The sequence below is a fragment of the uncultured Nitrospira sp. genome, assembly GCA_902500695.1.
Classification (GTDB): domain Bacteria; phylum Nitrospirota; class Nitrospiria; order Nitrospirales; family UBA8639; genus Nitrospira_E.
Genome location: CABVRQ010000003.1, coordinates 31,532 through 55,175, shown reverse-complemented (window position 1 = coordinate 55,175; position 23,644 = coordinate 31,532). Strand labels below are relative to the sequence as shown.

25 protein-coding genes and 1 tRNA gene are annotated in these 23,644 nt (G+C 49.3%); 5 read left to right on the top strand and 21 right to left on the bottom strand.

What is annotated here, in order from left to right:
* Nucleotides 1-1,169, bottom strand: a 1,169-nt coding sequence (locus tag AAH187_RS01200) for a RelA/SpoT family protein (RefSeq protein WP_342346604.1), incomplete at its 3' end; no start/stop codon positions are given.
* 328 nt (nucleotides 1,170-1,497) lie between these two features.
* Nucleotides 1,498-1,701, bottom strand: a complete 204-nt coding sequence (locus tag AAH187_RS01195; protein WP_342346603.1) for a ubiquitin-like protein Pup — start codon at nucleotides 1,699-1,701, stop codon at nucleotides 1,498-1,500.
* A gap of 137 nt (nucleotides 1,702-1,838) precedes the next feature.
* On the opposite strand from AAH187_RS01195, the gene AAH187_RS01190 reads away from it, so the two are divergent.
* The 3 genes from AAH187_RS01190 to AAH187_RS01180 all read left to right on the top strand — a co-directional run bounded on the left by AAH187_RS01190 (nucleotide 1,839) and on the right by AAH187_RS01180 (nucleotide 3,995).
* Nucleotides 1,839-1,913, top strand: a tRNA-Val gene (locus tag AAH187_RS01190).
* 178 nt (nucleotides 1,914-2,091) lie between these two features.
* Nucleotides 2,092-3,273: a tetratricopeptide repeat protein gene (locus tag AAH187_RS01185; RefSeq protein WP_342346602.1), complete on the top strand. Its 1,182-nt coding sequence runs from the start codon at nucleotides 2,092-2,094 to the stop codon at nucleotides 3,271-3,273.
* Between the two features lie 95 nt (nucleotides 3,274-3,368).
* A complete protein-coding gene (locus tag AAH187_RS01180) occupies nucleotides 3,369-3,995 on the top strand; it encodes a ribonuclease H family protein (RefSeq protein WP_342346601.1) in 627 nt (208 codons plus the stop codon).
* Nucleotides 3,996-4,059: 64 nt separating this feature from the next.
* Here the strand turns inward: AAH187_RS01180 and AAH187_RS01175 are convergent, their stop codons facing one another.
* The 17 genes from AAH187_RS01175 to folD form a co-directional block, all read right to left on the bottom strand.
* Nucleotides 4,060-5,046 (bottom strand): PCP reductase family protein, encoded by a 987-nt coding sequence (locus AAH187_RS01175; RefSeq protein ID WP_342346600.1) that lies wholly within the window; start codon nucleotides 5,044-5,046, stop codon nucleotides 4,060-4,062.
* A gap of 3 nt (nucleotides 5,047-5,049) precedes the next feature.
* A complete protein-coding gene (locus tag AAH187_RS01170; RefSeq protein WP_342346599.1) occupies nucleotides 5,050-5,343 on the bottom strand; it encodes an integration host factor subunit beta in 294 nt (97 codons plus the stop codon).
* Between the two features lie 100 nt (nucleotides 5,344-5,443).
* A complete protein-coding gene (sppA, locus tag AAH187_RS01165) occupies nucleotides 5,444-6,283 on the bottom strand; it encodes a signal peptide peptidase SppA (protein WP_342346598.1) in 840 nt (279 codons plus the stop codon).
* Between the two features lie 96 nt (nucleotides 6,284-6,379).
* Nucleotides 6,380-8,086, bottom strand: coding sequence for a 30S ribosomal protein S1 (locus AAH187_RS01160; RefSeq protein WP_342346597.1), 1,707 nt, complete (start codon nucleotides 8,084-8,086; stop codon nucleotides 6,380-6,382).
* A 60-nt stretch (nucleotides 8,087-8,146) separates the two neighbouring features.
* Nucleotides 8,147-8,812 carry a lysophospholipid acyltransferase family protein gene (locus AAH187_RS01155; protein WP_342346596.1) on the bottom strand — a complete coding sequence of 222 codons (666 nt, stop codon included), beginning with the start codon at nucleotides 8,810-8,812 and terminating at the stop codon, nucleotides 8,147-8,149.
* The gene (gene cmk, locus AAH187_RS01150; protein ID WP_342346595.1) at nucleotides 8,809-9,468 is read right to left on the bottom strand and encodes a (d)CMP kinase; all 660 of its coding nucleotides are present in this window, start codon (nucleotides 9,466-9,468) and stop codon (nucleotides 8,809-8,811) included. The genes AAH187_RS01155 and cmk overlap by 4 nt, the downstream gene beginning before the upstream one ends.
* Before the next feature lie 67 nt (nucleotides 9,469-9,535).
* A complete protein-coding gene (gene aroA, locus AAH187_RS01145) occupies nucleotides 9,536-10,831 on the bottom strand; it encodes a 3-phosphoshikimate 1-carboxyvinyltransferase (protein ID WP_342346594.1) in 1,296 nt (431 codons plus the stop codon).
* Complete coding sequence (locus AAH187_RS01140; RefSeq protein ID WP_342346593.1) at nucleotides 10,828-11,715, bottom strand: prephenate dehydrogenase/arogenate dehydrogenase family protein; 888 nt, start codon at nucleotides 11,713-11,715, stop codon at nucleotides 10,828-10,830. The genes aroA and AAH187_RS01140 overlap by 4 nt, the downstream gene beginning before the upstream one ends.
* A 37-nt stretch (nucleotides 11,716-11,752) precedes the next feature.
* A complete protein-coding gene (aroF, locus tag AAH187_RS01135) occupies nucleotides 11,753-12,766 on the bottom strand; it encodes a 3-deoxy-7-phosphoheptulonate synthase (RefSeq protein ID WP_342346592.1) in 1,014 nt (337 codons plus the stop codon).
* A 22-nt stretch (nucleotides 12,767-12,788) separates the two neighbouring features.
* Nucleotides 12,789-13,874, bottom strand: a complete 1,086-nt coding sequence (gene hisC, locus AAH187_RS01130; RefSeq protein WP_342346591.1) for a histidinol-phosphate transaminase — start codon at nucleotides 13,872-13,874, stop codon at nucleotides 12,789-12,791.
* Between the two features lie 133 nt (nucleotides 13,875-14,007).
* Nucleotides 14,008-15,090 (bottom strand): prephenate dehydratase, encoded by a 1,083-nt coding sequence (gene pheA / locus AAH187_RS01125; RefSeq protein WP_342346590.1) that lies wholly within the window; start codon nucleotides 15,088-15,090, stop codon nucleotides 14,008-14,010.
* 155 nt (nucleotides 15,091-15,245) lie between these two features.
* Nucleotides 15,246-16,238 (bottom strand): class I SAM-dependent methyltransferase, encoded by a 993-nt coding sequence (locus AAH187_RS01120; RefSeq protein WP_342346589.1) that lies wholly within the window; start codon nucleotides 16,236-16,238, stop codon nucleotides 15,246-15,248.
* A 372-nt stretch (nucleotides 16,239-16,610) separates the two neighbouring features.
* Nucleotides 16,611-16,910, bottom strand: coding sequence for a hypothetical protein (locus AAH187_RS01115; protein WP_342346588.1), 300 nt, complete (start codon nucleotides 16,908-16,910; stop codon nucleotides 16,611-16,613).
* 151 nt (nucleotides 16,911-17,061) lie between these two features.
* Nucleotides 17,062-17,475: a hypothetical protein gene (locus AAH187_RS01110; RefSeq protein WP_342346587.1), complete on the bottom strand. Its 414-nt coding sequence runs from the start codon at nucleotides 17,473-17,475 to the stop codon at nucleotides 17,062-17,064.
* A complete protein-coding gene (locus AAH187_RS01105) occupies nucleotides 17,442-18,014 on the bottom strand; it encodes a hypothetical protein (RefSeq protein WP_342346586.1) in 573 nt (190 codons plus the stop codon). The genes AAH187_RS01110 and AAH187_RS01105 overlap by 34 nt, the downstream gene beginning before the upstream one ends.
* A gap of 352 nt (nucleotides 18,015-18,366) precedes the next feature.
* Nucleotides 18,367-19,155: a 3-methyl-2-oxobutanoate hydroxymethyltransferase gene (gene panB / locus AAH187_RS01100; protein ID WP_342346585.1), complete on the bottom strand. Its 789-nt coding sequence runs from the start codon at nucleotides 19,153-19,155 to the stop codon at nucleotides 18,367-18,369.
* Nucleotides 19,156-19,186: 31 nt separating this feature from the next.
* Complete coding sequence (gene folD, locus AAH187_RS01095) at nucleotides 19,187-20,044, bottom strand: bifunctional methylenetetrahydrofolate dehydrogenase/methenyltetrahydrofolate cyclohydrolase FolD (RefSeq protein WP_342346584.1); 858 nt, start codon at nucleotides 20,042-20,044, stop codon at nucleotides 19,187-19,189.
* Nucleotides 20,045-20,455: 411 nt separating this feature from the next.
* Here folD and AAH187_RS01090 point away from each other — a divergent pair, with 411 nt between their 5' ends.
* Together AAH187_RS01090 and AAH187_RS01085 are read left to right on the top strand one after the other, a co-directional pair.
* Complete coding sequence (locus tag AAH187_RS01090) at nucleotides 20,456-21,433, top strand: hypothetical protein (RefSeq protein WP_342346583.1); 978 nt, start codon at nucleotides 20,456-20,458, stop codon at nucleotides 21,431-21,433.
* 91 nt (nucleotides 21,434-21,524) lie between these two features.
* Entirely contained in the window at nucleotides 21,525-22,097 is a 573-nt protein-coding gene (locus AAH187_RS01085; RefSeq protein WP_342346582.1) for a hypothetical protein, read from the top strand.
* Between the two features lie 43 nt (nucleotides 22,098-22,140).
* On the opposite strand, the gene AAH187_RS01080 is transcribed toward AAH187_RS01085, so the two are convergent.
* On the bottom strand, nucleotides 22,141-22,767 hold the full coding sequence (locus AAH187_RS01080; protein WP_342346581.1) for a peptidylprolyl isomerase: 627 nt from the start codon (nucleotides 22,765-22,767) through the stop codon (nucleotides 22,141-22,143).
* Nucleotides 22,768-22,783: 16 nt separating this feature from the next.
* Nucleotides 22,784-23,533, bottom strand: a complete 750-nt coding sequence (rnc, locus tag AAH187_RS01075; protein ID WP_342346580.1) for a ribonuclease III — start codon at nucleotides 23,531-23,533, stop codon at nucleotides 22,784-22,786.
* Between the last annotated feature and the right edge of the window lie 111 nt (nucleotides 23,534-23,644).

The following is a 23,644-nucleotide window of genomic DNA, read 5'->3' as shown; positions in this document are numbered from 1 at the left end:
TCATGGAATAAATCCAATTTAACCGAATCCATAAACTGGCGGTTATCGGCAAGGTCCTTATGCCATTCCACAAACTGTCTGAGCCAACTGAACACCTGTTCGTCCCGTCCCCCAACTTTCCCAGGCTCCTTATACAGCCAATGGGCTGCCACACCGTATTCATTAATTCGATGCATATCCGCCGTCCGAATTTGGAATTCCACATACTCACCTTGTGGACCAACAACCGTCGTGTGCAACGATTGATACAAGTTTGAACGTGGAGTCGCAATGTAGTCTTTAAAGCGACCAGGGACGGGAGGCCAAATGGAATGCAGCAAGCCCAAAATGGCGTAACAATTCATTTTGGTATCAGTCACAATGCGAACAGCCGTCAAATCAAAGATTTCGTCAAAAGAGACGGACCGGCGCTCCATTTTCTGATAGATGCTGAAGAGATGCTTGGGTCGCCCGTCAATCTGTCCCGGTAATCCGACGTCCAAAAGTGCCTGCTGAGCCAGGTGAATCAGGGATTGAATATATTCCTGTCGCTCCTCATCCTTTTTGGCCAAACGTAACTTCAAATGAGACCAGGCATCCGGTTCCAAATACTGGAAACACAAATCCTCTAGCTGCTGCTTAATCCAACTCATACCAAGCCGATTGGCTAAAGGCGCATAAATTTCCATGGTTTCTTGCGCAATTTTTTTTCGTTTCTCGTCCGACAAGGCTTCAAGAGTCTGCATATTATGCAGTCGGTCCGCTAATTTGATAAACACCACTCGGATATCATCAGCCATAGAGAGAACCATTTTACGGAAATTTTCCGCTTGCTTCTCTTCATCAGTTTTAAAAGGAATTTGCCCGATTTTTGTAACACCCTCAACTAAACGAGCCACGTCACTTCCAAATTCTTTTTCTAACTCGGCTCTGGTCGCTATGGTATCTTCGAGAGTGTCGTGTAATAGTCCAGCAACAATCGCAGGAACGTCCAATTTTAAAAAAGTTAAAATCCCAGCGACTGCTAACGGATGCTGAACATAGGGTTCGCCCGTTTGTCGCATTTGCCCATCATGCGCTTTCGCGGAATAGTCATAAGCTCGCCTGATGAAGTTGGTATCAGCCTCCGGGTAATAGGCTTTCACCTGATCCATAAGCTGTTCAATATCCGTCAAGTGCGTCACGCCCATTTTTTCAATCCTTCATCAAAGTGTCTCACGGCATTGACTATGAATCATAACAAAAAAGAGAGAAAAATGCTTTTTTTCATATCAGGGACGGCGATCGGCCTCCGGTGGCATAAAAAGAAAAAACTCAATTTCCCCATAAAGGGACACGTCATGCAAGAGACGCATCCATCGCAACGAACCAGCGATGTTAATATGGAAGGGGTTGTGAGGCCGGAGCACCTCACCTGAAAATGTTTCTAAAAGGAACAGGGAACAGCAAGGGCTTTAGTAGGTCTGGCGAGTGAAAGAGAACAGGCGAGAATTTTAGAAATCAACGAATCTTACGCATCTACTCTCCACCTTTTTGCACATAGTTTTTGACAAATTCAGCTGCATTCTCTTCTAAAACTTTATCAATTTCATCAACCAGGTCATCCATTTCTTCTTTCAAGCGTTGCCCGGCTTCCGCAACACTCGGATCAGCCTGAACGTCCTCTGATTCTTTGGGAGAACTCGGTTTTCGAGATTCATATTTGCGCTCTTGCTTATCCATGGTGCACCTCCTTGGTCAAGTCGATGAAACACCTCTTCTCAGCCTACTCCACACTTTCTCCAACCGTCAAGAAAAGCATTGCCGCCACCTCAGACTTCGTTGCTCCCTTCATAGCATTGTGATAAATTGCCTCCCGCGGGCGATTAGCTCAGTGGAAGAGCGCTTCCTTCACACGGAAGAGGCCACTGGTTCGATCCCAGTATCGCCCACCATGATATTGCAACTTTTCTGAATCAATTCCTTCTCCGCACGGTTGTGGGTCGTGTCATCTCAAGTAGGATGGAGACCTTCTTGATTGTGCATGTGGCACCCACTACCAAACTCGGACTCTAGCACCCAAGTCACAATTCCCTTCCACCATCGACCATCCATCCCCAAGAGACGATGATAATGGTAAAAACGATCATCTATCATAATCGACTCCGCAAAAAGCCGACAAATTTCCTCAAAGCATTTCTACTTTTTTGCTTACTCCCACATTGCGCCAGCGCCCCCCCTCCCTCCGACCTTCCGCCTTCCGAGAGCGACCTCAATCTCTTAGGAAAGGCCACTTTGTGCCAAACCAAAGCAGAGGCTCAAACAAGTTGGCTGCAACCAGGGTTGCAGGCGTCTCCATGGGGTGGAGGAAACGAAATCTTTCGTGAAACCGCCTCACCCAACAAGCAAGCACAATGGTTTATGTTTAATGAAGACCAGACCCTTGTGGGGGTCATCACCGTATTCCCGCTTGGTCTTTCCTTAGAAGATTATCCGAAACTCCGCCATACTCTGGCGCAATTACCTCCGGCTCGTGAATTCTTTTTTCATTCTTCTCAACTCCTAAGAGAGCAAACCCCCGATTCTGGCACACTGCATCGGACGGGAGAAGCCACCTCCACCCATCAATATTTCATGCGCCACACCCATGGGAAAGAGGACCAACTGGTCATGGCGGTTTTCGTTCTTGATCCCTATGAAACGCTTTTAGACGGCAATCATTCAAAGTTTCTTTCTTTTATTGAGGATCCAGATCTCCCGGAGAAGGACCTCCCGGGCACAAGAGGACAATTAGGGTCCGAAAAAGAATTTTTAGGACTTCAGCAATTTGCCAGGGGGGAGATTGCCTTATTTGCGTCCTGTGGCAACAAGGAGCCAGAAATAGCCGTTGACGCCTATCAAAAAGCCATTCAATATGGATTTTCTGATCCGAAACAATTAGCGGAAGCCCACCATCGTCTTGGATTGGCATTACGAAGCATGGGCAGACTTCCAGAAGCCACAACCACCCTGGAGCAGGCCCTGACCATCCAGCCATACTCAGCAGTTATCCTAAATAGTTACGGCTCAGTCCTGGCGCAACTTGGAAAATTACCCAAGGCTATCGAAACCTATGAGCAGGCTTTGGCCTTGCAGCCAAACTATGCCCAAGCCCGATTCAATTTGGCGGAAGCTTATGAATCCCATAATCCCAAACGCGCCATTCAAGAATATGAAACTTTCCTAATACTGGCAGGGGACAATCCTGGGGAAATGACAAAAGTTGACCTGGCTAAAGGTAGAATCAAAGCCCTGCAAGGCGGAGCCAGACCGTAGCAAATCTAAAATCAAACGTTATGGGAAATGCCCGGGTTAAGCAGTGTTCGTAGCGAAAAGATCTCCATTGTGAATACCCCACACGCTAAGCCTTCATGAAATTCTATGCCGTTCGCTGCGGTCGCAAGATTGGCATCTTTGAGAGTTGGGATGCCTGCCGTGCCCAAGTACATCATTTTCCAGGAGCCGAATATAAAGCTTTCTCCACCCGAGAAGAAGCCGAAGCATTTCTTTCTTTTCGTTTAAGCAGTGAACCAATCAAGAAGAAGCCAGCTTCAGTAGCAGCAGCAACATCGGCCTCGACGATAGAAGTTTGGGTAGATGGATCCTGCTTTCCACAAAAGGATGGCTCTCTTCGACTGGGATGGGGGTTACTGGCCAAAAAAAATGGTGTAGAAATTTATCGGGACAAGGGGAACGATATTCCGCAGTCCGCCATGAACCACCGAAATGTCGCTGGTGAAATTCTTGCCATCCTCAAAGCCGTCAAATGGTGTCAATCCCAAGGGATTACAGAAATGACGATCTACTTTGATTACCAAGGATTGGAAAATTGGGTAACCGGAACCTGGCGCACCAAACTGCCGTTTACCCAAGCCTACGCTCAGACGGTCATCGAATCAGGCATCTCTATTCACTGGGTCAAAGTGAAGGCTCACTCCGGTAATCCGGAAAATGATCTTGTCGATCAACTCGCGAAAGAAGGGGCTCAGGGGAAGTAAGAAGAGGGCAATTTCAGGAAGATTTCAAAACGTCACAATCCAAAACAGGAAGAATCAAAACCAGTTACAGCTTGCCCTCTCCTTTTAAAAATTTCCGGAAGCGGGTCATCAGTTCATCACCCAATAAACCTACATCGGGCTTTTTCTTCATGTAATCCCGGATCTCATCCAAGCGATGTTCCGCCTGCTCATTCCCCTTTAATCGTTTAACTTTTTGCATGGCATCGCCAAACGCATCAAAGGTCAGTTCCTGATAGCCAAAACTTCGAATCCGCTTGACGGCTTTCATCATTGCTTCATTTCGAAAGGTGGTGAGGTGTTCAGAGTCGATAGTGGTAAGCCCGAGTTTTCTCGCACGGCGTTCCGCAGCTTTTCGAATGCCGCTTCGGACAAAATCCGGTGAGGTATGAAGACGCTTCCAAGCCTCATCCGTCCATGCCACCTGTGTGGGCGGAGCCTCCCAGAGGCGAATCAACGTCTCAGCATCAATTTTCACGATCCCTTGCTCACGGGCTAAATCTTCGGCGTCCCGCTTTAACATATCCGTCACAAATTCCATGGCAATCGGAGGTGAATCCTCAATGCGTTTATTCAACAAAGCCAAAGCTTCATCTGTCCATTCCATAGGCACGCTCTTTTCGAGCGGAAAATCACCTAAAGATTCGACCTTTTCAAATAATTCCACATTCACTTCCATATGGCCACGTTCTTTGGCCACATCTTCAGCGATCCTGCCAATCATGCTTCGCATGAACTCTGGAACGGCCTCAAGTCGCTTCCGCGCCTCGGCGGTCCAGGGGAGTTTGCCTTGAGCCATATCTTCGACGGCCTGAGTCATGCCTGCCGCCCCCCCCATCGAGCCCATCATTTGCTGCTTAAATTGGTCTAAAATTTCAGCCGTAATTTCTGCATATCCCAATTCTTTGGCCTTTTTTTCTGCAAGACGGCGCACCATGCCTCTCAGGAACGAAGGAGCGCGTTCCAGTCGAGACGAAGCCTCTTCCGTCCAGGGAATATCTTGCTCAGTTTGAGATGGCTCAGCCGTAGACATGTCTTAGACAGAGGGTAATTCAGGGTTTAACAATTCTTTGATCTCTTTACCGGCTTTAAAAAACGGCATGCGCTTTTCTGGGACAGACACCGATTCTCCGGTTTTGGGGTTACGCCCCTCTTTGGTCTGGCGGTGCCTGAGACGGAAACTTCCAAACCCGCGAATTTCTGTTTTTTCTCCACGCTTTAAGGAATCACGGATAGAATCAAAAATGGTGTTGACCACTAACTCGGCTTGTCTTCGACTCAATTGGGGAGCCTTTTCCGCCAACTTTTCGATGAGATCCGCTTTTGTCATCCGATCCTCCTTCTCACAGAGCCTCGCTTTTCCAAACTTGAATTTTGCGAATGAGTATAGCTCCTCAATAGGAGTAATTGATCCATCTTGCCTATCCGGGTCAAGCCACCCAAAGGTACAGCAATGGGGTGGAGAAATGAGTCGTAGCAAAGGTGCGAACGCTTCCAAGGAATGTGTTTTCAAGTAAATCCCTGAATGCAAACGGCTTGCTCACCTCCATGACCCGAGGCTCCCCCTCAATCCCGCCTAATTCGCCAGCCAACTTAATGGCATCATGCAAATCGCCGATATCATCAACTAATAAGATGGACTTGGCCTGCTGCCCCGTAAAGACTCGCCCATCGGCTAACTGCTCGACCTCTGCTACATCCAGAGACCGCCCCTCGGCCACTGCATCGATAAATTGACGATGGACATCAGTCATCACCAACTCCAATACCTTACGATCTTCATCATTCATGGGACGAAAGGGAGAGCCAATATCTTTATATTTTCCACTTTTGACTACAAAATTTTTGACACCGATTTTTTCAAGTAACTCATGGAAATTCGCCAATTGCATAATGACGCCAATGCTTCCGGTCAAAGTCCCAGGATTAGCCAGGATGCGATCAGTGGCCACCGCAATGTAATAGCCTCCGGAAGCTGCCACTGTGCCCATGGATGCGATCACCGTTTTATTCTTTTCTTTTCTCACTCTCTTGACGGCATTGTAAATTTCCTGAGAAGGCGCCACGGCCCCACCAGGGCTATCAATCCTCACCACGATTGCTTTGACCAAGGGATCGTCAGCAAATTTTTTAAGTTCCTCGACAGTCTGAAACGAATCAAGAATGGGACCCTCAACCCGAACGATGGCGACACCATCCTTACCTGCTAACAATAACTCAGGAATGAGGCTTTTCCCAACACTAAACAGGACAAGGCCTCCGAGAATCATCCACAGAACCCGTTTCCATCGAGGATACCCATTACTCATAGTATTCGGGATTGGCCATAAAGCCCCCTATTCATCCAATCATCCTGCCTCTGAGGCCTATTCGCCCTCATCCCCTTGGTCTTCTTTCTTTTGAACAACTCGCCCAAGGCTCTGGTCGACACTGCCTTGAGAGCTATTAAACTCTTCAACCTCGCTTTGCTCCAGATCCTTCAAATGCTCCCAAAGACTTAAAGCAATTTTCCGATCATCACAGTCCACCTTGACGATTTTCGCGGCGACTTCCTGACCAACAGCAAACTTTTCCTCAAGCCGCTCCTGTACATCCGGCCCGATCTCACTGATATGTATTAACCCTTCAACCCCGCCGTCTAATTCCACAAATACCCCAAAGTCAGCGATTTTTGAAACTTTGCCGTTGGTGACTTCTCCAACATGATATTGCTGTGGAATATCAGAGACCCATGGATCCGAGATCAGCTGCTTATACCCCAAAGATAACCGCTCTTTTTCTTTATCAATTTTCAAAATAACGGCTTTGACCGATTGCCCCTTCTTGAACAGCTCAGAAGGATGCTTAATATGCTTGGTCCATGACATATCAGAAATATGGATCAACCCATCGACACCTTCATCTAAACCTACAAAGGCGCCAAAATCGGTCACACTTTTTACTTTGCCCTCAATCTCTGTACCTTCAGGGTACTTGTCCTCAATTATATCCCAGGGGTTTGGAGCCGTTTGTTTCATACCAAGAGAAATTTTCCGGCTATGCTGGTCAACATGAAGCACTTGAGCCTCAATCGTATCGCCCACGGACACCACTTTTGAGGGATGGCGAACTTCATGGGTCCAAGACATTTCCGACACATGGACCAAACCCTCAACACCTGGCTCCAATTCGACGAATGCCCCATAATCGGTCAGGCTCACAACCCTACCATTCACGCGACTTCTTGACGGATACTTTTCTTCAACTTTGGTCCAAGGGTCTGGAGATTTTTGCTTAACGCCCAGAGAGATACGTCCCGTTTCCCGGTCGTATTTCAATACTAGGACTTCAACACGATCTCCAATGGAGAACATGTCGGATGGATGCCCCACACGGCCCCAGGAAATATCGGTGATATGCAACAAACCATCAATGCCACCCAAGTCCAAGAAAGCCCCATAATCCGTTATGTTCTTCACAGTCCCTTCAATCAACTGCCCTTCAGACAACGTAGACAAAGTCGATTGTCTTCGTTTGTCGCGGGTTTCTTCTAGAAGAGCCCGTCGGGAGACCACCACATTGCCTCGACGATGATTAATCTTAATAATTTTAAAGTTATACGTTTTCCCGACCAGCCCATCCAGGTCTCTGACCGGCGTTAAGTCAATTTGCGATCCTGGCAAAAAGGCCTTCACGCCAATATCAACGATCATGCCACCCTTGATACGAGAAATGACTTTCCCTTGAACTTGTTTTTCATCTTTGTGGGCAACTTCCAAATCCTCCCAAACTTTCATCTTGTCGGCTTTTTCTTTGGAGAGGAGCAAATTACCATCTGCATCTTCGCATTGCTCAATATACACTTGAACCGGATCATTTACCGCCAGCTGTTCCAACTCTTCCGGAGAGAATTGGTCGGCAGGGATCATGCCTTCAGACTTATAGCCAATATCCACCACCACTCGATCTCGCTGGATATCAATGACCCTGCCTTCGGTTATCGTTCCTTCTTCAATATTTTTAAACGTTTCATCGTATAACGCGGCAAGAGTTTCGCGATCCATTTTTTCAGGTTGTTGAGTAAGAGTATTCATCCGACTTTTGATACCTCCAGCAGAGTTTGGCGGGTTAAATGGTGATTGCCATGATTAGTCTCACAATTTGCTTCTTAAATCTGTCTCATACATCTGCCTGTTTGGAGAGGGAACCCCACCCAACTGAGCAATATGATCCATCACAGTTGTCGATACGTCTTCATAAAATGATTTGGCACTCTCCCCATTATCTTTTTTACAAAATTTCAATGGTTTCCCAAAGCTGACCCTTACCGGAAACAACCGTGGCCATCTTGCACGAATGGGAAGAACTGTAAAGGTACCAGAAATATAAACAGGAATCACCTGGCATTTTGATTCAGCCACTAAATAGCCTAGGCCAGGCTTCCCGATTTGCAAGGACCCGTCCTCCGTCCTTGTTCCCTCAGGGAAAATAACTACGGGTTCACCTGCTTGCAAGTGAGAGAGTGCCTGTCCAAAGGCTTTCCTGTCCAGTTTGTGGGTTTTCAGAGGGATCCAGCCAAGCTTTTGCAAGGCCCAATTCATGTACCGATTGGGGAATAAGCTCGCTCTCCCTAAAAAAAACCCCCTCCGCGGAATCGCGCACCCTAACAGGGGAATATCAAGGTAGCTGGCATGGTTAGCCGCAACGATGATTCCGCCTGTCTTGGGAAAATGTTGGGAACCCTCTGTCCGAAATCGAAACAGGAGACGCGCCAACCCATTAAACAGGATCCATAACAGCCCGTAGGCCGCTCCACTCACAAACGATCCGCTATGATTTGCATCATACGTCCAACAACTTCTTCAACAGATTGTCTAGAGGTGTCGATCATGATCGCCTCAGGCGCCGGCCGTAACGGGTCAACCATTCTGGTCCGGTCACGATCATCTCGGACCGCCATGTCGTCACGCACCGTCTCCAGATCAATGGCTTTCCCTTGTTGACCCAATTCTTGTTGGCGCCGGTTCGCTCGAACCTCCAATTCCGCATCCAGAAAAAACTTCACATCAGCACTTGGGAACACCCGTGTCCCCATATCCCTTCCTTCAGCGATAACCCCAACTTCACCGCCAATTTTTCGCTGAATCGGGAGTAACCAGTCCCTGACAGGCTGAATTGCCGCAACGCAGGATGCCAATTGGCTAATGGCTGGTGTTCTGATGGCCTCCTGGTTAATAGCCTGCCCATCAACCCAAACGGAAAGGCCATCCCCACTCAGCATCAGTCTCAGATCTGTCCGTGCAAGAAGTCCTTGGATGTGAGCAGGATTGTTCGGGTCTATTTGGTCTTCCTCAACTTTCCAGGCAATCGCTCGATATAAAGCACCCGTATCCAGGTAAACATATCCGAGACGTGTAGCCAAACACTTGGCCACAGTGCTTTTCCCGACTCCAGCTGGACCGTCAATAGTGATCATTAACCGACGACGTTGAACGGCCCTGTTCTCCTCTTATCAACTAATTTCTGAAGCATTATAATGGTCGCTAAGAATTTGTCAATAAATCCAACAGCTTATCCTTGAATCCCGGGAAAGAGGTTTCAACGCAAGCCACATCCTCAATGGTAACCGGAGACTCTGCCACTAATCCGCAAATGGCCAATGACATCACAACCCGATGATCGCCATAACTCTGACAAATCGCACCCTTAAGAAGGGAACCTCCATTGATGATTAATCCATCCGGCTGTTCCTCAACTTCAACGCAGAGACGCGATAATTCCGTCGCCATAGCTCGAATGCGATCGGTCTCTTTCACCCGAAGTTCTTGTGCTCCGGTAATGCGTGTCTGGCCATGGGCCAAAGCGGCAGCCACACACACTATAGGCAATTCATCAATCGTTTTGGGAATGAGTTCAGGCCCAATGGTCACTCCCCTCAGCGGAGCAGACCGCACACGGATGTCACCTACTGGTTCCCCCGATATTTCACGTTGATTGACGATGGTGATATCAGCCCCCATCTCCAGGAGAATATCCAGAATACCCGTTCGTTCAGGATTTAACCCTATATCAGTGAGTAAGATATCCGAATCGGGAACGATAGATGCGGCAACCATGAAAAACGCCGCAGCCGAGATATCTCCGGGGACCGCAATCGGTTTTCCATCAAAAGAGGGTCGACCTTGAAGCTGCACGGTGCACCCATCAACCTGGAGGGAGACTCCAAAATAGTCCAGGAGACGCTCCGTATGATCTCGGGATTTTCTAGGCTCCTTCACAATAGTCGTCCCTTCGGCAAAGAGACCGCCCAAGAGGACACACGATTTAATTTGGGCGCTTGCGACGGGAGATTCGTAGAGGATCGCCTTCAGTCCGGTCCCTTGAATAGCTAAAGGAGCCAACTCACCACCACGCCTTCCTGAAATGACGGCCCCCATTTGACGAAGAGGTGTGACCACCCGTCCCATCGGACGACTTCTTAAAGAAGCATCACCCGTGAGAACGGAAAAGAAATTTTGCCCGGCTAACACACCGGCTAATAGGCGCAAACCCGTCCCGGAATTTCCACAATCCAAAACATTCGAAGGTTCCTGCAGCCCCCAGAGCCCTTTGCCGGTCACCTCAAGTCCCTCAGGCGTTTCCTGCACATCAGCCCCTAAAGCACGAATCGCACTAAGGGTATTCAGGCAATCTTCTCCTTTAGAGTAGCCAGTAATACGTGTCTGGCCCTGCGCCAAAGCTCCAAAAATGAGGGCACGATGCGTGATGGATTTGTCCCCTGGCACCGACACGCTACCACGAAGGGGATGTTTGGTCGGAAGAATAGTGAACTGACTCATATCAACCGTTCTCGTGAGGCTTTAGCCCTGGCAATCGCATCGTACAATCCAGCTGCATCCCGTTTGTTCAACAACTCCCGAAAGTCTTGTAGCTTTTGAATATACCGATCAACCATCTCTAATAAATTCGCATGATTAGCGACACAAATATCCCGCCACATTTCAGGCGAACTGGCCGCAATCCTCGTGGTATCACGCAATCCTCCACCAGAAAACTTCAGCAAGTCCGCAGTCTGGGATGTTCTTTCTTGCAACGACTCCAGGGTGTGCATGAGTGAAAAAGCCGCGATATGAGGCAGATGGCTCACCGCACCAAAGACCCAATCATGGTCCATGGGATCCATCGACGCCACCACAGATCCGACAGTTTCCCAAAGATGACGAACCCTTTCCAGGGCCTGGGCATTCGTCTGGGGAGTCGGAGTCAGCATACATCGAGCGCCTTGAAACAAATGCGAATCGGCGTGAGCCACACCAGATTTTTCTTTTCCGGCAATCGGATGAGCGCCGACAAAAAACGCCGAGGGAGGCAACTTGGCTTCAATTTTTGAGACCAGTTGGCCTTTCACGCTCCCCACATCACTCACAATGGCGGACGGGGCCAGATCTTTTCCCCAAAGGTCAATTTGGGAGAGATAGGTCTCAACAGGAGTGGCCAGAACTACTAAATCCGATTGACTCACCGCCCGATGAGGCTCCAGGGCAAATTGATCAATGGCACCCATTCGGACGGCTAATTCGAGATTTTCTTGCCGACGACCGATTCCCACGACCATCTTGGCTAAACCCTGTTCCTTCAGCGCAAGGCCGAGAGAGCCGCCAAGCAGGCCTATCCCGATAATGGTCACGTGCCCGAACAGCGGTTTTAAATGGGAAGTCGTCATGATGGAAGGCAACAGTGCCGAATTCACAAGAGAACAATCAAAGTTCCCGACCTACAGCCTGCGCCACCTTTTGCAAATCATTCATGAGTTCGGTAAACCGGCTGGGCTTCAGCGATTCCTCTCCGTCGCACAAGGCACATTCCGGATTAGAATGGACTTCAATCAACAAGCCGTCAGCTCCTGCTGCAATCGCGGCTTTGGCCATAGGAGCCACAAGTTTCCAATTACCCGTTGCGTGACTCGGATCCACGATGACCGGCAGATGAGTCATTTCCTTTAGGGTAGGAACCGCACTCAAATCCAGCGTGTTGCGATACTGAGTCTCAAAGGTGCGAATCCCCCTTTCACACAGCATGACATTCCGATTACCACGGGACATAATATATTCTGCGGATAAGAGTAATTCTTTAATCGTGGCCGACAGCCCACGCTTTAACAAGACGGGTTTGTCATAGGCCCCGACTTCTTTTAAGAGTTCGAAATTCTGCATATTCCGGGCGCCAACTTGGATCACATCGGCTTTTTCCAAAAAATGACCGAGATCACGTGCATCCAAAATTTCACTCACCACCGGAAGACCGGTTTGTCGCCTGGCTTCAGCCAAAAACTCCAATCCTTCCTGCCCCAATCCCTGAAAGGAATAGGGCGATGTACGAGGCTTATACGCGCCGCCACGCAAAATGGTGGCGCCGGCCTTCGCCACATCTTGGGCGATACCCACCGTAATTTCTAATTTCTCCACCGCGCACGGACCGGCCATAATCACGATCCGGCTTCCCCCAACCTTCACGCCCGCCACATCGATGACGGAATCGTGTTTTTGAAATTCACGACTCACTAACTTCCAAGGAGCCAGAATCGGAGTCACACTCTCCACACCGGGAAACACGCTCAAGGGCTGTCCTTGCAGCACCCGGTCATCGCCGAGCACCGCCACAATAGTCCGTTCTTTCCCCTTCGTGATTTGGGTGACCATCCCTAACGAACGAAGACGATCAATCAGGTGATCAATATTCTGCTCTGTGGCTTCGGGTTTTAAGACAATAACCATTAAATGAATCAGAATCCTTGCTTTAGGACACCGTGGAAAGCACTCGGGTCAGAGACTCAAGAAAACGACGATTTTCGGTCGGTTGGCCAATGGTCACTCGGAGCATTGACCCACGAATATGCCGAACGATCACGCCTTCCCGAAGCAACGCGTCATACGCACGCTTTCCGTCAATCCCGACATTGAAATACAAAAAGTTGGCTTGACTGGGAACGGGCTCTAAACCCATGGTGGTCAGCCTGTCTTCCAGAAACGTCATTTCGGCTTCATTCATGGCCCGGCTTTTGGCCACATGGTCGTCATCGGAAAGAGCTGCTCGTGCGGCTTCTTGAGCTAAGCTATTCACATTGAAGGGGGGACGAACCCGATTCACATAGCCGGCAATTTCTCTGGTCGTCAACCCATATCCCACGCGCAATCCTGCCAGTCCATAAATTTTCGAAAACGTCCGCAGGACCACAACCGGTCGCCCGTCGCGAACATACTGCAAGCTGTCCGGAAAATCGGGATGTCGCACGTATTCATAGTACGCCTCATCAAATACGACAACCACATGATCGGGAAGCCTGGAGAGGAATCCATCTATTTCTCTTGCCGTCAGCATGGTGCCCGTGGGGTTATTCGGGTTGCAGAGAAAAAAGAGCCGCGTGCGGTCGGTGACCGCGTCAACCATGGCCGCCACATCATGGACCCAATTTTTTAAGGGCACCTCTACCGGCACACCATGCCCTCCCAACACGGAAAGCTTATACATCACAAAGGTCAGATCGGCCATCACCGCTTCATCACCGGGTGAGAGGAAGGCGCGGACTAAGAGACTAATGATTTCATCTGAACCATTGCCCACCAGAACCTGATCATCGTGAATCTTCCAGCGCTCCGCCAACGCCTGGCGAAGATAGTGCGCCCCGCCATCCGGATACCGGTGAAGCGACGCTGCTGCCTCCGCTAGAACCTGCAGTGCGTTCGGCGATGGACCCCAAGGATTTTCATTGGAGGCCAATTTAATGGCCTGACTAATTCCCAGTTCCCGCTCCAATTCGTCCAAAGGTTTCCCTGGAGAATACGGTGTTAACGAGGCAATTGTGGGATGGACATGCAATGGCATGGGCTTACATTCTTTCTCTTGTGGACATGCAGGAAAAATTCAGAAAATTTCTGGTCTACCTGAGACGATCGGTTGCAGCAGCCCCTTCCCTGATCTCCATTCCTCAAGGGCAGAGGACAGGTAGCGTCAGACCCTACTGATGGGAAGAATACGACCCCAGAACCTTCATCATCAAGCAACGTGACCGAACTTCCTCCAAGGCCTTCTTCAGACGATCATCGTCCTGATGACCTTCCAAATCCATATAAAACAGATATTCCCAGACTTTTCGCCTGGTAGGCCGTGATTCAATTTTTGTCATACTAATGCCGTGCGATGAAAACGGGCGGATCAGGTCATACAGGGCTCCAACCCGGTCTTTGGCTGAAACAATGATCGACGTTTTATCCCGACCGGTTGGCTCAGCTCCCTTTTGGGATAAAATGAGAAACCTGGTGAAATTATTAATGTTATCTTCAATTCGTGATCGTAGAATGTTTAACCCATACAACTGAGCAGCCAATTCGGAGGCAATCGCCCCGGCGGTTGGATCATTCACGGCCCGCTCAGCGGCCCGAGCCGTACTTGGCTCTTCCGCAAAATTTACAGAAGGCAAATTGGTTTCCAGCCAGTTTCGACATTGGGCAATGGCATGCGGATGAGAATAGACCGTCTTGATCTCATCTAATTTTTCCGCCTTCGAAAGAAAGTGATGGGACACTTCCAGCATCACTTCACCATAAATCAACAGAGGTGAGTCCACGAACAGATCTAACGTATGATTGACCACCCCTTCCGTCGAATTTTCTATGGGAACCACGCCAAACCGCATACGTCCCCGCTCCACTTCATCAAACACATCCTTGATGCTATTGACCGACACATAGTCGGCCGATCCCCCGAACTTCCGCATGGCAGCCAGATGCGTAAAGGTGGCAGGTGGTCCTAAATACGCGACCGTTTGCGTTCCCTCGAGAGAGAGGGACGCCGACATAATCTCCCGGTAAAGATGGCGAAGAGCTTCACTAGGAAACGGACCTGGATTTTTGCGCATCAACCGTTCCACGATCGCCACTTCCCGACCGGGCGTATGAAGATGGGCCGAAGAATCCTGTTGTTTTTTCAGATGCCCGATTTTAATGACGTATTGGGATCGCTCATTCAATATATTGAGAATGTCATCATCAAGCCGGTCTATCTCTTGACGGCATTGTTGCATATCCTCTGGAAGCTCCATGAGACTCATCCTTTATCCTGGAAAATCTGCAATTTAGGCAGGAGCATACAAGGAATACCCTGCTGTGGCAAGCAAGCGTTTCCCCCTTTCAGCTTGCGGCTTTCCTTCATAAACAAGGCCACATTTCCCGACCATAAACGCCGGGTCTTCCCCGGTCAGCGTGGCACCAGGAATACATACCGCTGAAGACGATCACTCAAACACCGATCGGTCGCTTTGATCGTCCAGTCGGGGAAGGTGGCGACAATCCAATCCAAGGTCATCGAGGAATCCCCATAGGTCACGTCACCGTCGATCGGCGCCCGGTTGTGGGGATTGAAAGCAAAGCCCTCCTCGCGATGTCGAACGGCTAGGGCCACTTTCTGCTCTGGTGATGTATGGGGGTCATGCTCCCAGTTTTCGACAGGGCGAATGGTCATGACTAACAGGCCATCATCCGCAATATACTTTCGCAAGGTGTTCAACGAAGTCGTCATCGCCCTGCGGGATAGATGAGTATACACAGAGAAGGCATAAATGAGATCAAACTTTGTCTCCCCAACCGGTAGGGAGGTAGGTAGATACTCGGATACGGCGAAATTCGTGCACAGTCCCGACCCCCGACAAAGCTCAATTGACTGTTCCCAGGGATCAACTCCGAAGATTTGTTCCTCGGCAGTAAAGTAATAGAGTAATTGGGCGATACGGCCATAGCCGCATCCAAAGTCTAGGACAGTGGCATCATCCAATTGTCTCCCAGTCACGCGCGTGTAGTTGTAACTCAACGCACGCACAAACGCCGTGGTTTCCTTGAGCAATGCCAGACCATGGTTCCCCGTCCAGCTTCGCTGAACCTCATCACTCGCCATAGTAGGAAGTAATCGTGAAAGCTTGGGGTACTCAGGGTCAGGCATGGACAATATAACCAGACCGAAGTCGTCAAGACTGAGTTGACGAAGGCCGATTATGGCATCACGACGAGTGACCACCCCCGGGTCATCCTCCAATGCACGCATGACCTCCTTGATATACCCAAACATATGGTCTTTGATGGAATCCACACTCACGGACACGGAAAACTTGGATGGAAGTTCCCTCACCAGTTTCAAGCCATATTGTTTTAATATTTTTTTAATGAAATTTTTCATCGCCTGTTGAACATACTCCACATTCAATTTCCTTTTGAGACCGTCGGATAGATTGGACGTCGGTCCACAGAAACCCAATGGTATCGCACAGGGAATACGACCCAGGCGGCAAATAGCAGATTCGCCAGATCCCTGAGTGACAAGTTGTACCACACTCGTGGCACCGCAAGAAGCTACCGAAAAAAGAGTCCTAAGTCTTTTAGGCTGCTCATACTCTCCTGCCATATCTACGCGCCAACCACAATAAAAATCTCGAAGTCCGATCGCTACAGTTGTATTCAGTCATTTGTAGAGCCAAATAGGCCTTAGGCGTCTACTTCGCCAAGAGACTCCTACTCTTTTAGACTTCTGATGGACTAGGAATGTGACCTAATCTTGCGATGACCTTTTTGATTATTTGAATCTCGGCCACCGATTGTAACCTATTTCAGAATCATTAGAACGATGCTCTCTAATCATTTCTATTTCTTTTATAGAAAGTTCAGCTTCTGTAGCCGTTTCAGATTCCCACAAGATTTGTTTTCTAATGGTGTAATCAAGACGCTGCTCCTTTGGCAATTTCTCAAAATCGGCATTTAATAATGCCATATCTGGACTGCCAAAATACCGAGCGCTTCCGTAACTATCTTTTCCGATATAAATTTTCCCTGTCGGATATGTTATTTTGTAGATCTGTTTTATTTTACCTAACATAGGTAGAAAATGAGCAAAAAGCCTTTTTAGACTGCTTGTGCATACCTGTTCTGTCCACTAACCGGACACGACGAAAACCTCGCATTCGACATTACCAAGTTGGATTCAGTCATGTGTAGATCTAAAAAAAATCCTTGCGTGGGTTGCCATATTAGCTGCTCTTTTCCCGCCATGGGTAGGTTGCGTCCAAGTTTCTTTGAACCTCTTCCAGCTTGGTCTCTGCCCACTCAGCAGCCTCGAAAATTGCGGCATCAGGTGCGTCTAGTGAATATGCCTTCTCCACGATGACGTTGCTAAAGATTGAGGCGGCAGCTGTCATACACGAAGCACCTTGGCCATCGCCCCGAAGGATAACTGTCACCCAACGATTCTGCTTACAGAGTTCAAACTCCATCAGATGCCCCGATTTTGAAGAATCATCCACTATGACGAATCGAGCGATTGCACCGATAGCCACTACTTTCTGCACCAGATCCTGATAAAGGTGGCCTGGAACATTTTCAATCAGCAGAGGATCGTACCCGAGGCGCGTTAATTCATCTCCGATGTCGACAAAACGAGCCATTCCGTCTTCATAATCGCCCAAGAACAGCACTGTCTTCCGCTTAAAGGTTCAATGTACTGACGAATAGAAATGCGTCGTTCCTGAGCTCTTTTGCTTTCGACAAGAGCTGCGAGGACTTCATCCTTCGCTCGCGAAATAGCTCGTTCTCGGTTCCAACAATGAGCAGAACGGTTACCGTACACTTCGGCATAATGTATGTGATATTTCCAGTCCCTCGCTTCAAAATTGATATTGTTAATAAAAAACTCTGTCCCGTCATTCATAAGCCGAAATGGAAAAGCACCGCTTAGCGTCGCATCTGAAATGCCGCTATTGGAGCCAATAATGCTCAATAAATGGCCCGTTTCGCGAAGCCAAGGTGGTGCAGACACCAGCAAGTCTTCAATTCTTGCACTGCCTCTCTGTGCCTCGATAACCGCAGCTTCAGCTGGGAAGTACTCGATGGCTGTTCCAAATTGCGTGGACACATATCCAATGATGCGAGCTGGCAAGAGGGCGAAATGAAGCAACTCCTTCCCGATCTCGGACGAAAGATACATATCGGCTGTATTCGAAAGACACGAATGGAATACTCCTATCTATTCCCGTAGGCTATCTTCAGTGACATTCATTTCTTGTACCGGAGAAATTGGAAATATTTAAATTAATCCGCATAACAACAAATCCTTTGATGGGTTCACATCACGTCTAACCGACTGCGAACCCCCTGCCGGTCTCGCAGGACATCAGGCCCCAACCGAACACCCTTGAATAGACCATAGGAATTTTTGGTTAACTGACGAAGTTAGTCAAGTTGCTGATAGATAACCGTTGGCCTGGAAATATTGAACGTTGGCAGGATGTGAAAAATGTTTAGCCCAAAGATTGAGAGGAGTCCGGCGTGAGGCTTTACTAATGATAACTTTCATTGTCGGTTGGGAATTTTCCGCATTCAACTTCTTCTTTATACCGCCGGAGCGCCTGCAAGGCATCCGCTTTGAGATGGGCATAGGGTTTGACAAATTTCGGGACAAAGTCATCGAACAGGCCTAACAGGTCGTAGAGCACCAGCACCTGCCCATCACATCCCTGCCCGGCTCCAATGCCAATGGTCGGAATCGAGAGGGCTTCGGAAATGCGTTGCGCGAGCCCGGTCGGCATGCATTCCAACACCACCGCAAATGCCCCCGCAGCCTCCAGGGCCTTGGCATCACTCACAATCGTTTCCGCTTCTTCCTGCGCCTTGCCCTTAACCGAATATCCGCCAGATTGATTGACCGACTGTGGGGTCATGCCCAGGTGACCCATGACGGGAATGCCAAACCGGGTCATGGCCTCAACCCGATCGACCACCGGCGCGCCACCCTCAAGTTTCACAGCGGCGGCCCCCACTTGCAGAAACCGTCCCGCATTCCTCACCGCGTCTTCCACACTCGCCTGGTAGGACATAAACGGCATGTCTCCAATCACCAGCGCCCGTTGGGCGGCCTGAGCCACCAGCCGCGTGTGATAAAGCATGTCTTCCATGGTCACGGATAAGGTGTTGGGCTTGCCTTGCACGACCATGCCAAGGGAATCTCCGACGAGAATGACGTCAAGCCCGGCTTGCTCCACAATCCGCGTGAACAGCGCATCGTAGGCTGTCACGACCGTGAGCTTTTTACCCTGTTTCTTATGTTGTGTAAATTCCGGAATCGTCATGTGTGCCGACTTCTTCTGTATGCCATGAGGGTTATTTGCCAGCAACCCGCTTGGCGGATTCAACCGTATTCTGAAGCAGCATGGCGATCGTCATCGGGCCAACACCACCGGGAACGGGTGTAATCCATCCCGCTCGCTCCTTAACCCGACCAAAATCCACATCCCCGACTAATTTTCCATCGGCTAATCGATTGATCCCCACATCAATGACGATCGCCCCGTCTTTCACCATCTCCGGGGTGACAAAAAGCGGTTTCCCGATGGCCGCAATCACGATGTCGGCTTCACGAACCACGCCGGGAAGATCTTTGGTGCGTGAATGACAGATGGTGACGGTGGCATGCCGGTGCAAAAGCAACATGGCCACAGGTTTTCCCACAATATTACTACGGCCAATCACCACGGCTCGTTTCCCGGCAATATCTTGTCCGGTCGAATCGATCATCTGAATGACCCCCTTGGGCGTACAGGGGATAAACCCCGGGTCGCCGGTTACTAAACGCCCGACATTGACCGGATGAAATCCATCGACATCTTTCTCGGGAGAGACGGCGTGCAAAATCGCTTGACTGTCCATGCCTGGAGGCAGGGGAAGCTGGACCAGAATGCCGTGGATACGAGGATCGGCATTGAGCTGATGGACCAGCTTCAATAATGTTTCTTGTGGGGTCGATGCCGGCAAAAGATGTTCCTGAGGATAGAGTCCGGCTTTTTCACAGGCAATTTTCTTGTTCCGCACATAGACGGCCGATGCCGGATCGTCTCCTACCAATACTGCGGCTAATCCTGGCTTGATTCCTGTACCTTTTTCGAAAAGGCGAACGTCTTCAGCAATGCCCTCCCGAATCGCCTGGGCTAATGCTTTGCCATCAATGATCTGTGCGGGCACGTTGACTCCTTTTCCGGGAGTGTTGAAAAATGCCGCCAGCGGCGTTCTCGCCACTTGGCCGTGCTCACGTACTTCTTCGTACGCTCCGTCCGCCCAAGTGCCTGCGGCCTTGCTGGTCGGACATTTTTGAACACTCCATCATTTTTTCGTATGGTTTCTCGTTACCTACGCATGCTGATCAATAGCAAAATATTTCAATCATTCAACAGGGCCTTGACAGAAAAGCGGTAGGCAACTCATAGAGAAGTTTACGATATCAGGCAGGGAAAATCTTCGTCAACGAAATGCATGCGTCATCCTTCCTTGACACCCTATAAAAACCTCACTTACCATGCCACCTCAGGTTTTCCCCTAACCATCCCTTGTCGCTCTGATCATCATCATCGTCTCAGCGAAAGTTCGGTTATTTCCATGAATCCATCTTGTCTTGCTGTCTCTTTCAGGAATGCGATCCTCACCAGTGTGTTGGTGCTGGGTTGTTGGACTGCTGGCTATGCCGAGGAGGTGGCGAATTTAGCGTTCCCGCAAAGCATGATTGCCGATGAAGGGCAGGTCTATTTCATCGCCAATGCCAACGGAGACCCCGGGACACGCGAAAATAAAGGGTTTATCAGCAAAGTGACCCCTGAGGGAAAGATGATTGACCTCCATTTTATACAAGGCGGTCAAAAGTCGGTCACATTGAACTCACCAAAAGGAATGGTTCTTGTAGACTCAACCCTTTATGTAACGGACCTGGATGTGGTCCGAGGATTTGACAAAAACACCGGACAATCCCTGTACACCATTCCCTTCACACAATTTCACAGTCAATCGCTTGCCGGGCTGGCAGCGGATCGTCAAGGCGGGCTTTATGTGTCTGATGCCGATTCCAATACCATTTATCACATTGATGACCCTGGCCACGATCATACCGTGAAGGTCTTTGTCCAGCATGAAAGCTTGTCGCACCCTCGCGGCCTCACCATGCATCCCAGGAATGGGCATGTCGTCGGTGTTGGATGGGAGGATGGGAAGATTTTTGAGATTGATGAAACCGGGACGATTCAGGAGCTGTTTGCCAATACATTTTTTACCGGTGGATTTTATAATTTAGACGGTATTGATTTTGACAAATATGGCACCATGTATGTGTCTGATTTAACGGCAGGGAAAGTCTGGAGAATTTTGGCCAATCACAAAAAAGAGGTGATTGCCGAGTTTCTGTTGTCCCCCTCGGGGATCGGGATCGACCGCGTCAATCATGTGATTATGGTTCCCTATCTGTATGTGAACGGCGCAGAAATTAATGGTCTTGAGCGTCCCTCAAACGATAACCCCAACAAAAAGCCCCGCTCCTGGTCTGACTATGGATTAGGCTGGCTCAAGAAAGATGCGGCGAATGAGTAAGTGCCTCTATTGTCATCAACGTAAGGGCAAACGGACGTGTCCCGCACTTGGAGGAATGATTTGCAGCCAATGTTGCGGGACAAACCGCATCATGAATATCAGTTGCCCGACATCCTGCGTCTTTCTCGAAAGCAATGATGACTATCAGCAAAAACGAGTGGGGAACCGGTTTGAACTCGAACGTCGAGGATTCTATCGACAATTATTGGATCTCGGGGGTGAACGGGCGACTGAAATATTTTATGTCTTTGAGGCCTTGGCTTATCGATTTTTCCAGGACCGGCGTGACGCGCAGGACGCCGAGGTGTTGGAAGGCCTCCAAAGCCTCCGACGAAGTTTCAGCCTGATCCACATACCAGACTCAGGAATGCCCGCTTTCGGTGAAGAATTACGAAAGGAATTTAAGGTCTTCGGCGAACGCCAACCCTTAGAATCTCATTTGGTCACCAACGTCCTAGACCAGGCCCATACCTTCATTCAAGAATTTTCCGGACCAGGACTTCGTTCCCATCGATTTTTACATGGATTACTCGGATATATCCGGGAACGCCATCCCGATGTAGCAGAACAACTCGCCCGCCAAACCGGGGCAGGAGGGCGCATCATTATCCCGAGTGGATTTGATTACGCACCCGACCACCCTTCGACCGAGCCGGTCAGCTGATCGGCTACCTTCCACCAACCTTCCCCGGCTTTCCTCTCCCGAGTTACGGCATCACATCTATGGTCATTTCAATCCGCTCTAGTGGATTATCCTTCAAGTCGCGAGGCTGGCTCACAATTGTATCAAGCACTTCAAGGCCTTTCACCACTTCACCAAACACGGTGTACTGGCCATCCAGATGGGGGGCTTTATCCACCATGAGGAAAAACTGCGATCCCGCACTATTGGGATCTGCCGTGCGCGCCGCAGAGAGAATACCTTTTTCGTGAGCAACCCGGTTAAATTCTGCTGGAACCGTATATCCCGGTCCACCGGTTCCAAACCGGCTTCGATTGGCTGGATCTTTGGTCAAAGGATCCCCCCCTTGAACCATAAATCCAGGAATGATCCGATGAAAAATGGTTCCGTTATAAAATCCTGACTTCGCTAATTTGAGAAAGCTTTCAACATGCTTGGGTGCTAAGTCCGGAAATAACACGGCTTCCATTTCCCCGAATTTCGTTTTGATCAGTACGTGAGGTGCCTTGGTCTCAGCCTTCGATGGTTCTTCCGCAGCCGCCCAGGTTGGGAGGAGAGAACCACCTGCGGTGACAATGGTGAACAGTCCGATCACCATCATAAGCTGACGTAGAGCACTCGCTAAAATCCGTGGCTGCGACACAACCCTCATAATTCCTCCTCCATGGCTAATCTGTTGATCTCTTGATTAAATGATTTGGCTCGGCTGAAACAACAAGTCCAGCTTGCGCGAGCGCTTGCGCTGCCGCACCTTTCTCGGCTTCTTTTTTTGTCCGCCCTTCTCCCTGTCCCATAATTTTTCCTTGAATTTCCACCGTGACAGCAAAGACCTTTTGATGGTCAGGGCCTGATTCCTGAACAAGTCGATACTGCGGACTTACCCCAAATTGTTTATGCGTCCATTCTTGCAGACGGCTTTTCCCATCCCACCCGACTGATGACACAGGACAGTTCTGTAAGGAAGAAAATTCCGTAGTCAAGACTTTTTGAATAAATGCTCTTGCGGCCTCCAACCCACCATCAAGATACACCGCACCAATGATCGCTTCAAGGACATTGGCTAACAGCGATATTTTTTCTCGACCCTTTGTGGCTTCCTCCCCCCGACCCAATCGTAACCACTGTCCCAACTGGAGACGACTCGCCGCTTTCGAGAGAGTGGATCGGCTAATCAATCCCGCTTTAATCTTGGAGAGTTCGCCTTCTGTGCCACTTGGGAACATCGCGGCAAGACTTTCACTCACAATCAATCCCAGGACCGCATCCCCTAAAAATTCTAACCGTTCATTGTGGGGACTCACCGCCTGGGGTTGAGTTTGAGAAAATGAACGGTGGGTGAGAGCCTCACACAGCAAAGCCTGCTGCTTAAAGACATACTCCAAGGATTCTTGAAGGTCTTCAAATGCAAGAGCAGCCACGAGATCTACAAAGAAATGCTAATGTTGACACGCATGATCGTTATTCTCTTATCTTTTGACCAAAACAATGTAGTATATCATATCTTTTCGGGGTGAGGTCGGGGCAACGGA

Coding starts and splice junctions, on each gene's coding strand:
- AAH187_RS01195 (WP_342346603.1), bottom strand. CDS start 1,701: ATGGATAAGCAAGAGCGCAAATATGAATCTCGAAAACCGAGTTCTCCC.
- AAH187_RS01185 (WP_342346602.1), top strand. CDS start 2,092: ATGGTAAAAACGATCATCTATCATAATCGACTCCGCAAAAAGCCGACA.
- AAH187_RS01180 (WP_342346601.1), top strand. CDS start 3,369: ATGAAATTCTATGCCGTTCGCTGCGGTCGCAAGATTGGCATCTTTGAG.
- AAH187_RS01175 (WP_342346600.1), bottom strand. CDS start 5,046: ATGTCTACGGCTGAGCCATCTCAAACTGAGCAAGATATTCCCTGGACG.
- AAH187_RS01170 (WP_342346599.1), bottom strand. CDS start 5,343: ATGACAAAAGCGGATCTCATCGAAAAGTTGGCGGAAAAGGCTCCCCAA.
- sppA (WP_342346598.1), bottom strand. CDS start 6,283: ATGATTCTCGGAGGCCTTGTCCTGTTTAGTGTTGGGAAAAGCCTCATT.
- AAH187_RS01160 (WP_342346597.1), bottom strand. CDS start 8,086: ATGAATACTCTTACTCAACAACCTGAAAAAATGGATCGCGAAACTCTT.
- cmk (WP_342346595.1), bottom strand. CDS start 9,468: ATGATCACTATTGACGGTCCAGCTGGAGTCGGGAAAAGCACTGTGGCC.
- aroA (WP_342346594.1), bottom strand. CDS start 10,831: ATGAGTCAGTTCACTATTCTTCCGACCAAACATCCCCTTCGTGGTAGC.
- AAH187_RS01140 (WP_342346593.1), bottom strand. CDS start 11,715: ATGACGACTTCCCATTTAAAACCGCTGTTCGGGCACGTGACCATTATC.
- aroF (WP_342346592.1), bottom strand. CDS start 12,766: ATGGTTATTGTCTTAAAACCCGAAGCCACAGAGCAGAATATTGATCAC.
- hisC (WP_342346591.1), bottom strand. CDS start 13,874: ATGCCATTGCATGTCCATCCCACAATTGCCTCGTTAACACCGTATTCT.
- pheA (WP_342346590.1), bottom strand. CDS start 15,090: ATGGAGCTTCCAGAGGATATGCAACAATGCCGTCAAGAGATAGACCGG.
- AAH187_RS01115 (WP_342346588.1), bottom strand. CDS start 16,910: ATGTTAGGTAAAATAAAACAGATCTACAAAATAACATATCCGACAGGG.
- AAH187_RS01110 (WP_342346587.1), bottom strand. CDS start 17,475: ATGGCTCGTTTTGTCGACATCGGAGATGAATTAACGCGCCTCGGGTAC.
- AAH187_RS01105 (WP_342346586.1), bottom strand. CDS start 18,014: ATGTATCTTTCGTCCGAGATCGGGAAGGAGTTGCTTCATTTCGCCCTC.
- panB (WP_342346585.1), bottom strand. CDS start 19,155: ATGACGATTCCGGAATTTACACAACATAAGAAACAGGGTAAAAAGCTC.
- AAH187_RS01090 (WP_342346583.1), top strand. CDS start 20,456: ATGAATCCATCTTGTCTTGCTGTCTCTTTCAGGAATGCGATCCTCACC.
- AAH187_RS01085 (WP_342346582.1), top strand. CDS start 21,525: ATGAATATCAGTTGCCCGACATCCTGCGTCTTTCTCGAAAGCAATGAT.
- AAH187_RS01080 (WP_342346581.1), bottom strand. CDS start 22,767: ATGAGGGTTGTGTCGCAGCCACGGATTTTAGCGAGTGCTCTACGTCAG.